The organism is Enterobacter sp. LM3 (assembly GCF_046622475.1).
GTDB classification, from domain to species: domain Bacteria; phylum Pseudomonadota; class Gammaproteobacteria; order Enterobacterales; family Enterobacteriaceae; genus Enterobacter; species Enterobacter cloacae_P.
Genome location: NZ_JBJURN010000006.1, coordinates 225,859 through 239,814, shown reverse-complemented (window position 1 = coordinate 239,814; position 13,956 = coordinate 225,859). Strand labels below are relative to the sequence as shown.

Genomic DNA, 13,956 nt, shown 5'->3' with positions numbered 1-13,956 from the left:
ACAACGGAGGGTTAACACCTGCCGAGATGGAAAGACAAAGAACCTCAGGTCGTGTCCAAATTAAGTAGACCACTTCACTTGAGTCGAGCCGACCGCAGGCAGCGGGTCGGGAGGTGAGCGCAGTGCGAAGCACCGATTTCTCCGCGGGGCCGCGGGGATTGATAAGGGGGCCGCGGTGGCCCCCTTATCCCGTTCACAGGTTGTGAGCGTATTATTTTCTGCGGATATTAAGGTGAACGGAATTATCCACCATGCTTAACTGACAAGCATTAGGCGCGATGCCCGTTTTTTTCCCCGTAAATTTGAGGAATCATCGAGCCTGATTATAGTTACTGATACATCGCTTACCCCATCTCTCCCTTGGACGGGAAAACAACGCCAATGGAAAAACGAAAAAATTCGCCACCCGAACGTGCAACATGGCCGACGCGTCAGGCAATGGTACTTCACGGACTGGCAATGAACCTGCCGTGGCTGGCGTTTGTCAACGTGAGCTTTGCGCTCATGATCCTGCTACGCAACGTCCTGTTTCAGGACAGCGATACGCTTTACCCGATCCCGCTCCACCTGACGCGAATTGTCGATGCATCAATGTTCGGCATCATTATGCTGTCAGCCGCCTTAATCATCATGGCCTGGCAGCGCATTGCCGGTATCAGCGTTGTTCTGTTCGTCTGTAGTGCAATCTGGTCGATAACCTGTTACTGGTTTATCACCGACTGGCAACTTCCCCACGTCTGGCCGCTGTGTGCCATCCTGCTACTGGCAGGCCTGACGGCGCTGTATTTCTACCCGGAAGGATTATTGTCCTTCATGTTACCGCTCTGGCTCACCCTACCCGTTGCCAGTTGGATGCTAAATGACGGGGTCAACATTCGCTTTGCCACCATCTGGATAGTCTTCACCCTGATCCTCATCTGTGGCCGTTTTATCCTGCTGAGCTGGTTTGATGAAGCCTGGCGGCGTAATCAGCAGAACCAGCTGTTGATCTCTCGGCTGGATGCGCTGGCGCACCAGGATCCGCTGACCAAAACCGCCAACCGCCGGGCAATGGAAAACGTGCTGAACAATGCGGTTGACCAGGGTAAACCCTTCTCATTGATTATGCTGGATATTGATGATTTCAAACGCTACAACGACACTTACGGCCACCAGGCAGGAGACGAATGCCTGGCGCGTGTTGCGGACGTGCTGAAGCAAACGGTGCGCACACCGAATGATGTGGTATCGCGCTACGGCGGTGAGGAGTTTGTGGTGATCCTCTTCAACTGCAAGGAGAGCATGGCGGAACAGGTTGCCGCACGTATTCAGGAGGGGCTGCGCATGGCGGCTATTCCACACGTTGCCTCAACGGTCAGCGACCACGTTACCGCCAGCATGGGGATTACGGGAATGACGGCGGGACTTACCGCCCACGAGATCATCGCCCGCGCCGATGTTGCACTTTATCAGGCTAAAAATGCCGGGCGGGATCGCTGGTCTTTGTAAAAATGCCGGGTGACGGCTACGTCTTACCCGGCTTTGCTTTTAGTAGCGCACACAAACCGATTTGGTTTCACACCATCCATCCAGCCAGTCCGGGCCGAAGTCGCGCCCGGTGCCGGACTGCTTCATGCCGCCAAACGGCAGGTTGGCGTCGATCAGCGTATGGCTGTTCACCCACACGGTACCCGCCTGTAGCCTGTCGGTATATTCCAGCGCCTTGCTGATATTCTGCGTCCAGACGCTGGCCGTCAGCCCGTATTCAGTGTCATTTGCCAGCGCCAGTGCTTCTTCACCATCGGCCACGCGCACCAGGTTCACCACCGGACCAAAGACTTCTTCACGGGTCAGCCTCAGTGCGGCATCCGGGTTTACCACCAGCGTCGGGGAGACGTAATACCCCTTGCCATCCGGGCCTCGGTTGCCGCTGATAAGCTCCGCGTTGTGCGACTTCGCTTCATCAAGGAAGGTCTGTACTTTATCGCAGTGCGCACGCGACACCAGCGGATTAATAAACGCCTGGGGTGACATACCCGGGCCAACGCTCAGGGATTTCACCGCCTGTTCAAAGCCGCCGACCAGCGTGTCAAACAGCGGTGCTTCAATGTAAATACGGGAGCTGGCCGCACAAACCTGCCCCTGGTTAAGGAAGCTGCCGGTCATCAACCCTTCAATTACCCACGCAGGGTCGGCATCTTTGAGCACAATGGCCGGGTTTTTACCGCCCAGCTCCAGGGTAACGCCCGTCAGCGTATCCGCCGCCGTGCGCGCAATCTGTTTACCGGTCGCCGTTGAACCGGTAAAACTCACTTTCGCAATATGCGGATGCGACGTCAGCGCAGCACCACACACTGCACCGCTCCCCGTCACCACGTTAAACACGCCGTCAGGAATGCCCGCTTCGCTTGCCAGTTCCGCCACACGCAGCATGGTCAGCGGCGTGGTCTCCGAAGGTTTGATCACGATGGAACAGCCAGCGGCCAGCGCAGGCATCACTTTCCACATGCCGATCATCAGCGGGAAGTTCCACGGCACAATCCCGGCGACGACACCCACCGGCTCTTTGCGCGTCCACGCCTGGTAACGAGCCCCCTGCGGCAACGGGATAGAGAGATCGAGAGTCTTCCCGGCAATTTTGGTGGTCAGCCCGGCGGTATAGCGCATCCAGTTCAGGGTGCAGCCCACTTCAAAGGCTCGGGAAATGTTAATCGATTTCCCCTGCTCCAGCGTTTCCAGCTGCGCCAGCTCTTCGCTGTGCTGCTCCACCAGGTCAGCAAAATGCAGCAAGATACGTTCGCGTTCTGCCGGGAGTTTCCCCGCCCAGCGGCGACCAACAAACGCGCGCCAGCCGGACATCACGGCACGGTCAACATCATCTACGCTGGCATCTGCGGTTGACGCAATCACCTCTCCCGTGGCCGGGTTGAACACGTTCAACCGTTTTTCGCTGTCGGATGCAGTCTGACGGCCTTCAATCCACAGGCCATGATGTCGGTCCAGAAACTGCTGCACGCCAGGCAGTACGGCTACCAGTGATTCAGACATAAGGTACTCCTTCGTTATTATTCGCAGGGTGTTACTGCAGTCTAAGAGGGCTTTCGCATTCCTGCTTTTATCTCTGTGACATTCGCTTTGCCACCTGTGACAAGCTCCGCAATTCGGGATAATTCCGGCTTATAACGCTGTTCCCGGTGAGTGTTCTTTCCTATAGTCAGCCTCATAGCTCTGACAAAATGCAACACAAATGCAACAATACGAACACATTGACGGTGCGGCGAGATAAACGATGGCGGGTGCAAGCGAACAGGAAAAGTATCAGCAGTGGCTGGCGCAAATTAACCAGGTTTGCGGGCATTTCGACGCGCGTCCTTTAGAGGGACAATTCATTGGTGAACTGGAAACCAGCTATGCCCGCAGCCTGAAGCTAAGCACCGTGACCGCAGGTAGCGTAAACCTGTTTCGTACCCGTCAGGAGATAAAAAACGGCAACGATGCCTGGTTCTATACGGTGTTTCAGCTCGACGGTAGCGCAGAGATTGAACAGGACGACCGCCGTGCCATTCTCAACACTGGTGACATTACCCTCCTCGACGCCTCGCGCCCCTGCTCCATCTACTGGCAGGAAAAATCCCGCCAGATTTCGCTGCTTGTTCCTCGTCAGATTATTGAGCAACAGTGCCGTTTTCAGGAAGTCAGCTGCGCACTCACGCTGTCGCGCAGTCTGCCGACCGTACAGCTAAGCCATCGTTTGTTGCAGGAGAGTATGGGAAATGCCGACCTGAGCGATATAGAAAGTGAAGCGGCGCTGGAAGCGATGGTGTGTCTGTTACGCCCGGCCTTTCAGCAGCGTGAGTCTACGCAGCCACGTAAAGAGCGCCAGTTCCAGAATGTTCTGTCACTGATTGACGACCATATTCAGTCTGAAGCCCTGCGCCCGGAATGGATTGCCACAGAGAGCGGAATGTCGGTGCGCAGCCTGTACCGTATGTTTGCCGATAAGGGGCTGGTGGTCGCCCAGTATATTAAAAACCGCCGTCTCGACCTCTGCGCGCAGGTGCTGCGCTCCGCCAGCGATGATGAGAAGCTGGCGGGAATTGGCTACAGCTGGGGGTTTGCCGACCATAGCCATTTCTCAACGGCGTTTAAGCAGCGCTTTGGCGTGTCGCCCGGCGAGTACCGTAAGCGTTGCCGCTAACTACTTCTTCAGCCACTTACCGTTAATACCCTTCACGTATTCGCCCGGCTGTGCGCGCTCCACCAGTTTTTGCCCTGCCATTTTTGCCACTTCATCAACCGGTAAATTGTTGCTGTCGGCCAACTTTTGATAGTTTTCCGTGCGCGCGGCGTTGATGCGGTTAACCAGCGCCAGGGTTTCTGCATCTTTCGCGATCGGGGCAATATAACCGCTCAGCGTCTCCCCAACGCGCCCCTGCGCACGCGCGTCGTTCAGCGTCAGCGTGGCGGCCTGCACGTTCATCCCCAGTGCCAGTAAAATGAGAGCTAGTGTGCGTTTCATGGCGTCCTCAGAACAGATCGCTGCGTGATTTCAACAGGGTTTCAACGTCTTTATCGACCTTAATATGGATCTCATGTTCGATTTTCACGTTCATGTTGATGGTAATCGGCTCCTTCGGTGCTGCGACTTCAATGCGCGGCGTACAGCCCGTCAGCATCGCGACCACAGCAACGGTGAGCACACCAGCCATCTTTTTCATTGTTGTTCCTCACTTTCCTTGCCAGTCGAACTGCGGGTACTGGGTATTGCCGCGTGTTGCTCAAACCAGGTTTGCAGGTTGTCCCCAAAACGCAAGCTGCGCCAGAGGGTAAAGACATTCTCGTCATGGGTGTAGTTCAGGTTCACGGAGCTGCTTTTACCCTCTACCCGGCTCGTCCCCTTGATGGTGGCCTGCATGGTTAATTCGCCCAGATTATCTAAATTGATTCTCGTCCACGAACGTGAGATTTCCATATAGCGGAGCCAGTTGATTGCCGCGCCCGCTACCATATTATCGTTCACAATCGCATCAGCCGTATCTTTATCAATACGCAGCGTCATTGGCCCCGGGTTGGTCAACCAGCCATCTTTGATGATCCATTTTTCATTCTCCAGCCAGAACGGTAGCGCACCGCTCACCGGACCTGACACGGCAAACTGCTTCGGATTGACGGCGCTAATCAGTTCGCTGGAGGAGATATTGTCAACACGTAGAAGTGCGGGATCGTGCTGCGGCATTCTCAGTTGTTGCATGGTGATTTTCCCGCCGAGCGCTTCAACCTTCACGTTGGTGAGCAACAGCGGGTTTTCCTCACTCCAGGGATAGTTCCCCTGGAGATCCGCCGTGATATTCCGCGCGGTCACCAGGTTTTCCACTTCGCCAATGCGCAACGTAACCGGGCCACGCGTTCCCAGCGACCAGGTGCCCTTGCTAAACCGGAACGGCAGAACGAAGTCGACGCCGTTGATTTGGTTATCAGGCATCCAGGCGCTACCGGATTTCAGTACCCCGTGCCCGCCCGCCTCAAAACCTTGATCGGCAGCCGCAGAAAACGCGACCTGCGCATAGAGTTCACCTTCACGCAGCGTCATTTTCCAGTCCGGTGGGATCAACGACTGGAAAACGGTGAGAGACTGCTTCGGCCACCACGCTTGCCCGCGAAGACGTTCACCATCCCAGCGACCATTCATCTGAACCGGGCCGATTTTATCGGCATGGAGGTCGCCTTTGAACTGGAACAGCGTCGGGTCGGAACCGTCAACGCTGAAGGTCAGCACCGACGCTGGCAACACACTCCCCCCTGAGAACGTGGTTTGCCCGGCATTTAACGACAGTGCGCCACTGAATGCCGGTTTCGCGGGATCGCGTAGCCAGCGGATCGGTTTATCCAGCACCAGACGCGGTTTGCTGACCAGCATTGTTTCATACTGAAGTTTGTCGAACCCCGTCGACAGATCCGTCAGCGCGATCACCTTATCGCGCCATTCCCCTTTACCAGCCACATCCCAGCGCGCGTTCATCGGCGTGAAGTTCCCTTTACCCCAGTAACGCCACTGCCACAGACCGCTGTCCGGTAAAAAATCGTTGGCCTGGCCGTCCAGATGAAGCTCAAAATCCCCCATTTCATTTTCATGCGCCCGCAAAATGGCCTGCAGGCGACCATCCACGCCTTTCTGCGCCAGCTTCACGCCCGCCAGCGGCCAGCGGATTTCATCAATATTGAGGGAGTTAATGACGCGGCCACGCGAACGCAGCAGTGCGCCGGGTTCAAAAGTGAGCTGCGGATCGTTCAGGCTTCCGGTCAGTTTTGCCGGGAGTTTGGCATAGAGGACAAAATCGTTTTGTTTGGCTTCACCGCTCAGATGGAGCGGCATGTCACTGTTTTCCATACTGAGCTTGCCCGGCCCAATATTCAGTACCGCGTTCCCTTTCCCTGCATCGCCGTGGGTGAGCACATTCAGGCGTCCGGCAATTGTGGCTTTCTCCAGCCCTTGTTGCCAGTTGTCGATCCGCATACCCATTCGCCCACTCATCGGCATGCCTGACAGGTTCCAGTTCCAGCGTCCGTCGCTGATGTTCAGCTGTTCCGCCGTTATTTGCCACGGCAGATCGAGCAGCGGATCGGGGTTATCACGCGCCATGACCACCAGCTGCCCCTGGTTTTCTTCCCAGTTCAGATCGGCATCAACCAGAGACGTTAACTGTGGCACGCTAAAGGTGGCGAGCGCATGGCCTTTCACCGGCACGCCGTCCGGAACCAGTGGTAACGTAAACTCACCCACCAGTTTCACAGGCTGCGGGTAATCCGGCAACAGAGCGTCCAGTTGGCTGATGGTCAGCGTCTGGCCACGCAGTTTTCCCTTGATGCTCACCTGCTCACCTTTATAGGTGAGCTCCTGAATGGCTGGCGTCAGCGATGCGTGGAGTTCTCCCTGCCACTGTTGCCAGGGGGAAAGCGTCAGGCGGTGAATGGTGAGCCAGGTATTCGGCAATACAGCCTGCCACTGCGCCAGCGTTTTGGGTGCCACCGTGGATGGCGCAGTGGCAGGCAGCTTGCTGAGACACGCCGAATTAAGCTCAAGCGCACCAATATCAATGTTCCAGCGGCTGGGATGTGACAGCGTCGCGTTTTCTACGCGAGCCATTTCGCAATCCTCAACCAGATAGCGAAGATCGGGGATCGTAATGGCGTGACGCGTCAGTCTGGGGCTTTTTTCAAAAGCGATACGTGTCCCGACAGGCAGCCAGATCCCGGCTAGCGTCGGTACCCACTGCGCGAGCGTCATCAGCAGCGTCAGCGGCAACAAAATCAACAGCAGTAAAAGCGCGATTGCGGCTTTATATTTACCCTTCATGGGCAGTTAATATCCTGATTTAGCGAAATAATTAAGCCGACAGTGCCGATCATTGTCGCATGTTTAGTCATTCAGTTGAAGTGAGTGACCGTTTTAAGGATAGATGCTCTCACACTATGCGGTGAATTTTTTATTTTTAGCTATCTCAATAATTTATTTATTATTCAATGCGTTGAAAATCATCGCGAGTGGCTAATCGCGCAGAATAGTAGCAAATTATCAGCCCCAATTTATACACCAGGATTCCTGGTTATCGCCCCAAAATGCGCTTTTTTGCGTCGCGTTTTCTTATCAATCCCCCACTGACCTTAGCCAGACGCTTCAGTCAGTAATGCGGACTGCACAGCAGGTCGTGTATTAATTCTTGCCATATATGCTGACAGCAAGGGCCAGCAATTCAGGTCGATGGAAAAGAATTTACACCAGCCAAGTACGGTGAAAAGGTAGACATCAGCAACACTGAACGTTGAACCCATCAGATAGGTTTTACCGTTGAGCTGATCCTGAAGATAATTGAACCGCCGGAACAGCTTCTCTCGATAAATCGACTTAACGTCTTCGGGCAGTGAGGGATTGAATAACAACGCTGAGCCAGCGTGTATTTCACTGGTGATAAAGTTAAGCCATTCCTGCAGACGCACCCGCTCCCAGCTGCCCGCTCGCGGTGCCAGCCCGATTTCCGGTTTAAGATCCGCGAGATACTGCACAATGGCAGGTCCTTCAGTGAGGATCTTTCCATCGTCAAGTTCAAGCGCAGCGACATAACCTTTAGGGTTAATGGTCAGGAAATCACGTCCATCAGCGGTGAGCTTGCTACGGTTGTTCACTTTAACCAGTTCAAACTCAAGCTCCAGTTCACGCAGCACAATGTGTGGTGAAAGCGAACAGGTATCCGGGGCGTAATAGAGTTTCATTTTGTCTCCTTTTGAATGGAAAAGTTTTAATCAACGTTTAAGCCGATCCTGAAAACACTCTGCTTAATATGAATCTTTCTGTAAAATTAATTGTTCATAAACTCACTATTAGCTGAACTACTGATACTCATGATGAATCTTTTGCACTGGCGCTTATTGGTCGCAGTGGCCGATGCCCACAATATCTCGCGCGCCGCTGAGGAAATTGGCATGACGCAGTCTGGTGCCAGCCAGGCTATCGCTCAGCTAGAGGCGTCACTTGGGTTTCCTGTTTTCACACGTGAGCGGCGATATATCGGCGTCACCGCCCTGGGTGTGCAGGTTGTCGAACATGCAAGGAGCATGGTATTGACGCTGAATGCGATCCGTTTGCTGGCAGATGAGAGCCGGGAGTTAAACAACGGGCGCATTCGCCTGGCCAGTTTTCCCTCCGTGACGTCCACGTTTTTGCCCAGGTTATTGCGGGACTTTAAGCGCCTGCATCCCGGTATTGAGGTAGTGCTCCTCGAAGGTACAGACGAGGAAGTCGAGGAGTGGCTTGCAGCAGACACAGTTGAACTCGGGGTTGTCATGAACCCCGCCCCCGGGCGTGCAGATGTTGTTTTAGGCAAGGATGCCTGGGTAGCGGTAATGCCCGCCCGTCATCTGCTGGCAGGTCATGCCAGGGCATATGGCATAACGTTAGAACAACTGGCAGATCAGCCCTTTATCCTTGCCACCGGGGGGTGTTTAGTGAATGGACGCAGCCTGATGGAAAATGCGGGCTTGCAGCTCACTGACGTGCGCGTGAAAGTTCGCGATTGGGTCAGCGCCTGCATGTTGGTAGGTGAAGGTATGGGCGTCGCACTTGTACCAGAATCAGCCCTACCGGAGGAATTACACGGCCTGTGTGTGGTACCACTGACCCCTTCCCTGCATCGTGAATTTGGACTGGTTTGTTCGCCATCCGGAAACGCTTCTGCGACGACCCAGATGCTGCTCAAAGGGCTGGGCAAACGGGAGTCTACGACTTCACGGTGATCGTTTGATCACCTTGTTAAGTGTACGTTTTTGGTACGGAGCGGGCTTGCATGAAAACAGCAAGGTCTGCTTTGAGCTGTGAGTTCAACCGATGAATGCAACACACTTCCATATACTGCTGTAAACAAAACTATCACCCACAGCACTTCTTCTCCCCCCACAATTCCTGAATACGCTGCGCAAATCAAAGAAATACCCAAAACCAAGCCATGCCATCCACTTTTATCTGCCATCATCACCTCTTAAAGTGTTCGTACTCAATACATAAGCGCCGTAATCACGAGCATATGGAAACTGCAGCCCATTGCAGTTTCCACATTGTCAACTCACCACTCACCATCTATAATGTTTCCATCCTGGAAATAAGGGGCATGGATGCACGTAGTCTCAAGAGCGCCTTTCGACGCGGCCACCAGACAATTTCCTAATCAAGCACTCGCCCTGCACGATCTTTACCGGGTGCTAAAGAAGGAACACTACCCGTCACCGGACGATATGAGAAAGCGATTCCCCAGCCTGGACAGGATGAAATACAGGGAAAAATGGTGGGTCATTGATGTGGGTGGCGGGCATTTAAGAGTGATGTTTTTTACTGATTTTGAGAGAGGAAAGATTTTCATCAAACACATCAGCACCCACGCAGAGTATGACAAGCTCACGGACCTCTACCGGAGAACGAAAGAATGAATTATGCAGCAGTCATCAAAGCGGCAAACGATCTGACCAACGCGCTCCCTTTCCTGGGCTCAAGCCCGTCGCGACAAGATTATGAGGATGCGCTAGCGCTGGTGGAGTATCTGGTCGAACACGAACCCGATAGCCCGCTGGTGGAGATGCTCACCGCCAAAATCGATCAATACGAAAACGAGTCCCCGGAGTTTGCAGATTTTAACGCGCGTGTTGCCAGCATTCCGTCAGGCGTTGCGTTATTGCGAACGCTGATGGACCAGTACCAACTCACTCAGAGCGACTTCGAGACAGAGATTGGTAAAAAGTCTCTGGTGAGCCGGATCCTTAACGGACAGCGTACGCTAACGCTGGATCATATGCGTGCACTGGCGAAGCGTTTTGGCGTGCCGGTGAGTGCGTTTGTGGGGAATTGATCGATAGCAGGCTCTGTGCACCCAATCCGCGATAATGAGTCGTTTACATACAAGAAGTAAGAGATGCTTATGAAAACGATTGAAGAACTACGAAATGAGCTTCTAAAAATAGGTGAGAAATTAGGGGGAGGCACAAGGCCAAATCATTACTTCTTTATCCCTGACCAACCTGATGGGGTTGCAACTCCCTATCTTGAAATTCATGGAAAAGAATATCATTTTATCGTCGGTGAAAGAGGCCTTGAGATACAGCGAAAAGTAACGCTCAGTGACGATGAAATTCTTTATTGGTTTGTGGATAGACCCGTAGCGGGGCTTATGCGGCAAACCATTCATCTGAACGAGAATTTAGAGAGGTTTATTTTAGAAGGCAATATAGTTTAATGCTTTCTATCAAGCCTGAATGGGCAACAAGAAAGCGCAAAGAAATCACTGAGCTTCTCCATTCGCAAAGAAGCGAACGTCGTTAACCCAACCGGCTAGTTACATTTACTGCCCTCTTCCCCTATCTTTTCCTGGTAATTGCCTGCGATACACCATCTGTTATTCTGGCTGGACGTAAGGGATGACAAGGAAGAGAGATGCTGAACCCTGGATTCGTTACCCGCAAAGCGCTTGCTCAGTGGCAGGATGTTCCCGCTTTTCTCCCCCAGTTCCAGTTTCATGAAAAACACCTAACGGTCATTCACACTACCTACCCTGAAAATATTCTGCCGTTGATTGCAAACTTTGACGTCCGGCAAGATGCCGTGATTCGGCGGTTAATGTCTTTGCGTCAATTACCGCAAAAATTACTACGCAATCAGCACCCTGGCTCGAACGGCAACTTTGGCTTGCACAGTTTTACCCTTCTGAAAAACTCTGTATCTGAGCTCTGCTATGGCTTAAGAGGGCAATTCTGGCGTACCGATTTTGGTCTGGAAAACGTTCCGGATGCCAGCGCTTTTCAGACCCCAGCCGCGCCGGGCAGTGCGAAACTGTTGCTGCGCTACAAGGTAACGGAGGTGGCGTCTGGCAAGCATGAACTCTCTACGGAAACATTCATCTACTGTCCGGACAGACGCACTCAGCTAAAAATGTCAGCTTACTGGCTGATAATACGGGCGGGTAGCGGCTGGATCCGCAAAAGGACTCTGAAAGCGGTTAGGGCGAATATTGAAGGACTGGGGTGAAATGCAAAAGTTTACAGTCACAGTTCTTTCATTTTTCATAAGAAAGAAAAAGTCGCTACCAAAGCTTTATATTTTATTTTTGATATCAGTCGTAACGACGATGTCATTAAATATCTACATGCTTTACATGTTAATTCCTGGCACTGAGATTAGATATAATGAACTTGTGCCTGTTTTTAGAAATGTGATAACGGCTTTAATTTGGATTCCCTATTTCATTACATCAGTTCGTGTAAAAAGAACGTTTATTCGATAAAAAAGTACGAGTGGCTTCACCATTTTGATGATTGAACAGTCAGAGTTCTATTGATCCACCTCCTGTCATCAAAACCGAGCGGACGGTATCACCGTCCGCTTTTGGCACTGAACAGCCCCCCCTATAACACTCATCGCACACTAAGAAGATCAGAGTATCTTGTGGTGTAACGCGGTGAGAGCATTTCACGCTTCATCTGCCATTGTTGCTGTATGCCCTGCCCGGCAAAGTACAGGATACTTCGCCCATCCTTAGAATTAAGATGATCCAGTACCTCCATTAATTTGTCACTTCCCGCGCGCGGGGCATTCTCATCGAAGAGGTTAAGCTGAGCCACACCCTGGCTGAAGAAGTCACCCAGCATGACACCGGCTTTCTGGTACCGGTGACCCTCCTTCCAGATAGCGTCCAGGCATTTTGTGGCTGCATTGATGATGTCGCGACTATCTTGCGTTGGGGTGAGTAATTTTACCGATGAACTGTTGCCATAGTACGGTTCATTCAATGCAAACGGCGACGTTTTAACAAACGCCGAGATGAAACGGCAATATTGATGCTCACCACGCAGTTTCCATGCCGCCCGCGCAGCGTAGCTGCAGATGGCCTGCCGCATTTCTTCATAGTCGGTGATACGGCTACCGAAAGAACGTGAACAGACTATCTCCTGCTTCGCAGGTGCAAACTCTTCCAGATTGAGACATGGCTCGCCTCGCAGTTCCCGTACGGTACGCTCAAGCACCACATTGAAGTGTTTCCGGATAATCCACGTACTCTGTTCTGAGAGATCGAGAGCGGTTTTAATACCCATCGCGTTGAGCTTCTTGCTGATACGCCTCCCGACGCCCCAAACATCTTCTACCGGGATTAAAGCCAGTAGCCGACGCTGACGGTCGATGCTCGAAAGGTCCACGACTCCACCAGTCTGTCGCTGCCACTTCTTTGCTGCCTGGTTGGCCAGTTTAGCCAGCGTCTTTGTCTGTGCTATCCCGACACCGACAGTAAGATGCGTACGCTTCAAAACCGTCGCGCGGATCTCTTTGCCAAACTCCGTCAGATCCCGGCAATTGCGCACTCCGGTCAGGTCACTGAAGGCCTCATCAATGCTGTAGATTTCCACCTGCGGGCTCATTTCCTCAAGCGTCGTCATCACCCGGTTGGACATATCCGCGTAGAGTTCATAGTTGCTACTGAAGCACACCACCCCATGCTGCCTGAAGAGATCTTTCTGTTTAAAGAACGGCTCACCCATTTTCACGAAGGGTTTTGCTTCAGCTGAGCGAGAGATGACGCAACCATCGTTGTTTGACAAAACGACGACTGGACGACCCTTCAGATCCGGGCGAAAAACAGTTTCACATGAGGCGTAGAAAGAGTTCACATCACACAGTGCAAACATGATCAGACAGCAGATTTCACGATGTACGTCACTACACCAAAAATTTCCAGATTATCTTCACTACCTATAATAAATGGCCTGTATGCGGAATTTTCAGGTTTGAGCATGACAACAGGATGCAGCTGAAGACGCTTAACCGTGAATTCACCGTCGACAGCAGCAATGACGATATCCCCGTGCTCAGCAGTACGGGAGCTATCAACAACCAGTAGATCACCAGCACTGATCCCGGCCTCAATCATTGAATCGCCTGCGGCTTTGACGAAGTAGGTCGAGCTGGGATGAGAAACAAGCAACTTATTGAGATCAATGCGCTGCTCAACGTAGTCGGCAGCCGGACTGGGGGATCCACACTGCACTAAATCACTGAAAAGCGGGATAGCAATAATTTCCCGTAAATCTGCTGGTCTGTAGAATTCCATAATGCACATCTCAATGACTGTTTTTATATACAGTAGTTTCATTTGAGAATACGTGCAAGACACTGGATACGCTATGTCTGTGTAAAGCCTCACCGCTTCGCTTCTAAGTTTCTATCTCGCTTCGAATTATGGTCTTTGTAAATTTTCCGGCGATGGTTTCTTATGCTCATCATTCAGCCAGCATTTGATGTTTGTTCAACGTGGATCGGTGGTATGAACAGGATCAGGTGGACATGCTACACACCAGAATGCCAACGGCAATGTCCCCAGGACACCCCCAGGATAAATTCATGCTGAAGAAAGTTGTGTAGTTTGAATATCATAGAGTTAATGGGTATAG

General features: G+C 52.4%; 15 protein-coding genes. 8 read left to right on the top strand and 7 right to left on the bottom strand.

All coding sequences use genetic code 11. The features are described 5' to 3' along the window. Positions 1 to 381 precede the first annotated feature (381 nt). A complete protein-coding gene (locus ACJ9N4_RS10050) occupies positions 382 to 1,488 on the top strand; it encodes a GGDEF domain-containing protein (RefSeq protein WP_182271328.1) in 1,107 nt (368 codons plus the stop codon). A gap of 39 nt (positions 1,489 to 1,527) precedes the next feature. Here ACJ9N4_RS10050 and ACJ9N4_RS10045 read toward each other — a convergent pair whose 3' ends face one another. Further along, on the bottom strand, positions 1,528 to 3,027 hold the full coding sequence (locus ACJ9N4_RS10045; protein ID WP_182918478.1) for an aldehyde dehydrogenase family protein: 1,500 nt from the start codon (positions 3,025 to 3,027) through the stop codon (positions 1,528 to 1,530). Between the two features lie 241 nt (positions 3,028 to 3,268). Here ACJ9N4_RS10045 and feaR point away from each other — a divergent pair, with 241 nt between their 5' ends. Then, positions 3,269 to 4,177 carry a transcriptional regulator FeaR gene (gene feaR / locus ACJ9N4_RS10040; protein ID WP_182918479.1) on the top strand — a complete coding sequence of 303 codons (909 nt, stop codon included), beginning with the start codon at positions 3,269 to 3,271 and terminating at the stop codon, positions 4,175 to 4,177. Here feaR and ACJ9N4_RS10035 read toward each other — a convergent pair whose 3' ends face one another. The 4 genes from ACJ9N4_RS10035 to gstA all read right to left on the bottom strand — a co-directional run bounded on the left by ACJ9N4_RS10035 (position 4,178) and on the right by gstA (position 8,247). Beyond that, entirely contained in the window at positions 4,178 to 4,498 is a 321-nt protein-coding gene (locus tag ACJ9N4_RS10035) for a YdbL family protein (RefSeq protein WP_182271325.1), read from the bottom strand. Positions 4,499 to 4,505: 7 nt separating this feature from the next. Beyond that, positions 4,506 to 4,697, bottom strand: a complete 192-nt coding sequence (locus ACJ9N4_RS10030; RefSeq protein WP_182271324.1) for a YnbE family lipoprotein — start codon at positions 4,695 to 4,697, stop codon at positions 4,506 to 4,508. Further along, a complete protein-coding gene (locus ACJ9N4_RS10025; protein ID WP_196391251.1) occupies positions 4,694 to 7,333 on the bottom strand; it encodes a YdbH family protein in 2,640 nt (879 codons plus the stop codon). Before ACJ9N4_RS10025 ends, ACJ9N4_RS10030 begins: the two co-directional genes overlap by 4 nt. Positions 7,334 to 7,641: 308 nt before the next feature. Beyond that, positions 7,642 to 8,247, bottom strand: coding sequence for a glutathione transferase GstA (gene gstA / locus ACJ9N4_RS10020; RefSeq protein ID WP_411500437.1), 606 nt, complete (start codon positions 8,245 to 8,247; stop codon positions 7,642 to 7,644). 129 nt (positions 8,248 to 8,376) lie between these two features. Here gstA and ACJ9N4_RS10015 point away from each other — a divergent pair, with 129 nt between their 5' ends. From ACJ9N4_RS10015 to ACJ9N4_RS09990, 6 genes are all read left to right on the top strand, one after another. Further along, positions 8,377 to 9,267: a LysR family transcriptional regulator gene (locus ACJ9N4_RS10015; protein ID WP_182271321.1), complete on the top strand. Its 891-nt coding sequence runs from the start codon at positions 8,377 to 8,379 to the stop codon at positions 9,265 to 9,267. A gap of 375 nt (positions 9,268 to 9,642) precedes the next feature. Beyond that, complete coding sequence (locus ACJ9N4_RS10010) at positions 9,643 to 9,954, top strand: type II toxin-antitoxin system HigB family toxin (protein WP_182271320.1); 312 nt, start codon at positions 9,643 to 9,645, stop codon at positions 9,952 to 9,954. After that, the gene (locus ACJ9N4_RS10005; RefSeq protein WP_182918482.1) at positions 9,951 to 10,370 is read left to right on the top strand and encodes a type II toxin-antitoxin system HigA family antitoxin; all 420 of its coding nucleotides are present in this window, start codon (positions 9,951 to 9,953) and stop codon (positions 10,368 to 10,370) included. Before ACJ9N4_RS10010 ends, ACJ9N4_RS10005 begins: the two co-directional genes overlap by 4 nt. A 69-nt stretch (positions 10,371 to 10,439) precedes the next feature. Continuing rightward, on the top strand, positions 10,440 to 10,754 hold the full coding sequence (locus ACJ9N4_RS10000; protein ID WP_411500436.1) for an Imm63 family immunity protein: 315 nt from the start codon (positions 10,440 to 10,442) through the stop codon (positions 10,752 to 10,754). Positions 10,755 to 10,951: 197 nt separating this feature from the next. Further along, positions 10,952 to 11,542: a hypothetical protein gene (locus ACJ9N4_RS09995; protein WP_196391247.1), complete on the top strand. Its 591-nt coding sequence runs from the start codon at positions 10,952 to 10,954 to the stop codon at positions 11,540 to 11,542. Position 11,543: 1 nt separating this feature from the next. Continuing rightward, positions 11,544 to 11,798 (top strand): DUF2569 family protein, encoded by a 255-nt coding sequence (locus tag ACJ9N4_RS09990; protein WP_230857859.1) that lies wholly within the window; start codon positions 11,544 to 11,546, stop codon positions 11,796 to 11,798. Positions 11,799 to 11,928: 130 nt separating this feature from the next. Here ACJ9N4_RS09990 and ACJ9N4_RS09985 read toward each other — a convergent pair whose 3' ends face one another. Both ACJ9N4_RS09985 and ACJ9N4_RS09980 read right to left on the bottom strand, forming a co-directional pair. Next, positions 11,929 to 13,194, bottom strand: a complete 1,266-nt coding sequence (locus ACJ9N4_RS09985) for a Y-family DNA polymerase (protein ID WP_182918483.1) — start codon at positions 13,192 to 13,194, stop codon at positions 11,929 to 11,931. 2 nt (positions 13,195 to 13,196) lie between these two features. After that, positions 13,197 to 13,616, bottom strand: coding sequence for a translesion error-prone DNA polymerase V autoproteolytic subunit (locus ACJ9N4_RS09980; protein WP_182274505.1), 420 nt, complete (start codon positions 13,614 to 13,616; stop codon positions 13,197 to 13,199). Between the last annotated feature and the right edge of the window lie 340 nt (positions 13,617 to 13,956).

What these genes read in the sequence shown, in the direction of transcription:
- ACJ9N4_RS09990 (WP_230857859.1), top strand. Translation starts at nt 11,544, where the DNA reads ATGCAAAAGTTTACAGTCACAGTTCTTTCATTTTTCATAAGAAAGAAA.
- ACJ9N4_RS09985 (WP_182918483.1), bottom strand. Translation starts at nt 13,194, where the DNA reads ATGTTTGCACTGTGTGATGTGAACTCTTTCTACGCCTCATGTGAAACT.
- ACJ9N4_RS10030 (WP_182271324.1), bottom strand. Translation starts at nt 4,697, where the DNA reads ATGAAAAAGATGGCTGGTGTGCTCACCGTTGCTGTGGTCGCGATGCTG.
- ACJ9N4_RS10045 (WP_182918478.1), bottom strand. Translation starts at nt 3,027, where the DNA reads ATGTCTGAATCACTGGTAGCCGTACTGCCTGGCGTGCAGCAGTTTCTG.
- ACJ9N4_RS10025 (WP_196391251.1), bottom strand. Translation starts at nt 7,333, where the DNA reads ATGAAGGGTAAATATAAAGCCGCAATCGCGCTTTTACTGCTGTTGATT.
- ACJ9N4_RS09995 (WP_196391247.1), top strand. Translation starts at nt 10,952, where the DNA reads ATGCTGAACCCTGGATTCGTTACCCGCAAAGCGCTTGCTCAGTGGCAG.
- ACJ9N4_RS09980 (WP_182274505.1), bottom strand. Translation starts at nt 13,616, where the DNA reads ATGGAATTCTACAGACCAGCAGATTTACGGGAAATTATTGCTATCCCG.
- ACJ9N4_RS10010 (WP_182271320.1), top strand. Translation starts at nt 9,643, where the DNA reads ATGCACGTAGTCTCAAGAGCGCCTTTCGACGCGGCCACCAGACAATTT.
- ACJ9N4_RS10000 (WP_411500436.1), top strand. Translation starts at nt 10,440, where the DNA reads ATGAAAACGATTGAAGAACTACGAAATGAGCTTCTAAAAATAGGTGAG.
- feaR (WP_182918479.1), top strand. Translation starts at nt 3,269, where the DNA reads ATGGCGGGTGCAAGCGAACAGGAAAAGTATCAGCAGTGGCTGGCGCAA.
- ACJ9N4_RS10050 (WP_182271328.1), top strand. Translation starts at nt 382, where the DNA reads ATGGAAAAACGAAAAAATTCGCCACCCGAACGTGCAACATGGCCGACG.
- ACJ9N4_RS10015 (WP_182271321.1), top strand. Translation starts at nt 8,377, where the DNA reads ATGATGAATCTTTTGCACTGGCGCTTATTGGTCGCAGTGGCCGATGCC.
- ACJ9N4_RS10035 (WP_182271325.1), bottom strand. Translation starts at nt 4,498, where the DNA reads ATGAAACGCACACTAGCTCTCATTTTACTGGCACTGGGGATGAACGTG.
- ACJ9N4_RS10005 (WP_182918482.1), top strand. Translation starts at nt 9,951, where the DNA reads ATGAATTATGCAGCAGTCATCAAAGCGGCAAACGATCTGACCAACGCG.
- gstA (WP_411500437.1), bottom strand. Translation starts at nt 8,247, where the DNA reads ATGAAACTCTATTACGCCCCGGATACCTGTTCGCTTTCACCACACATT.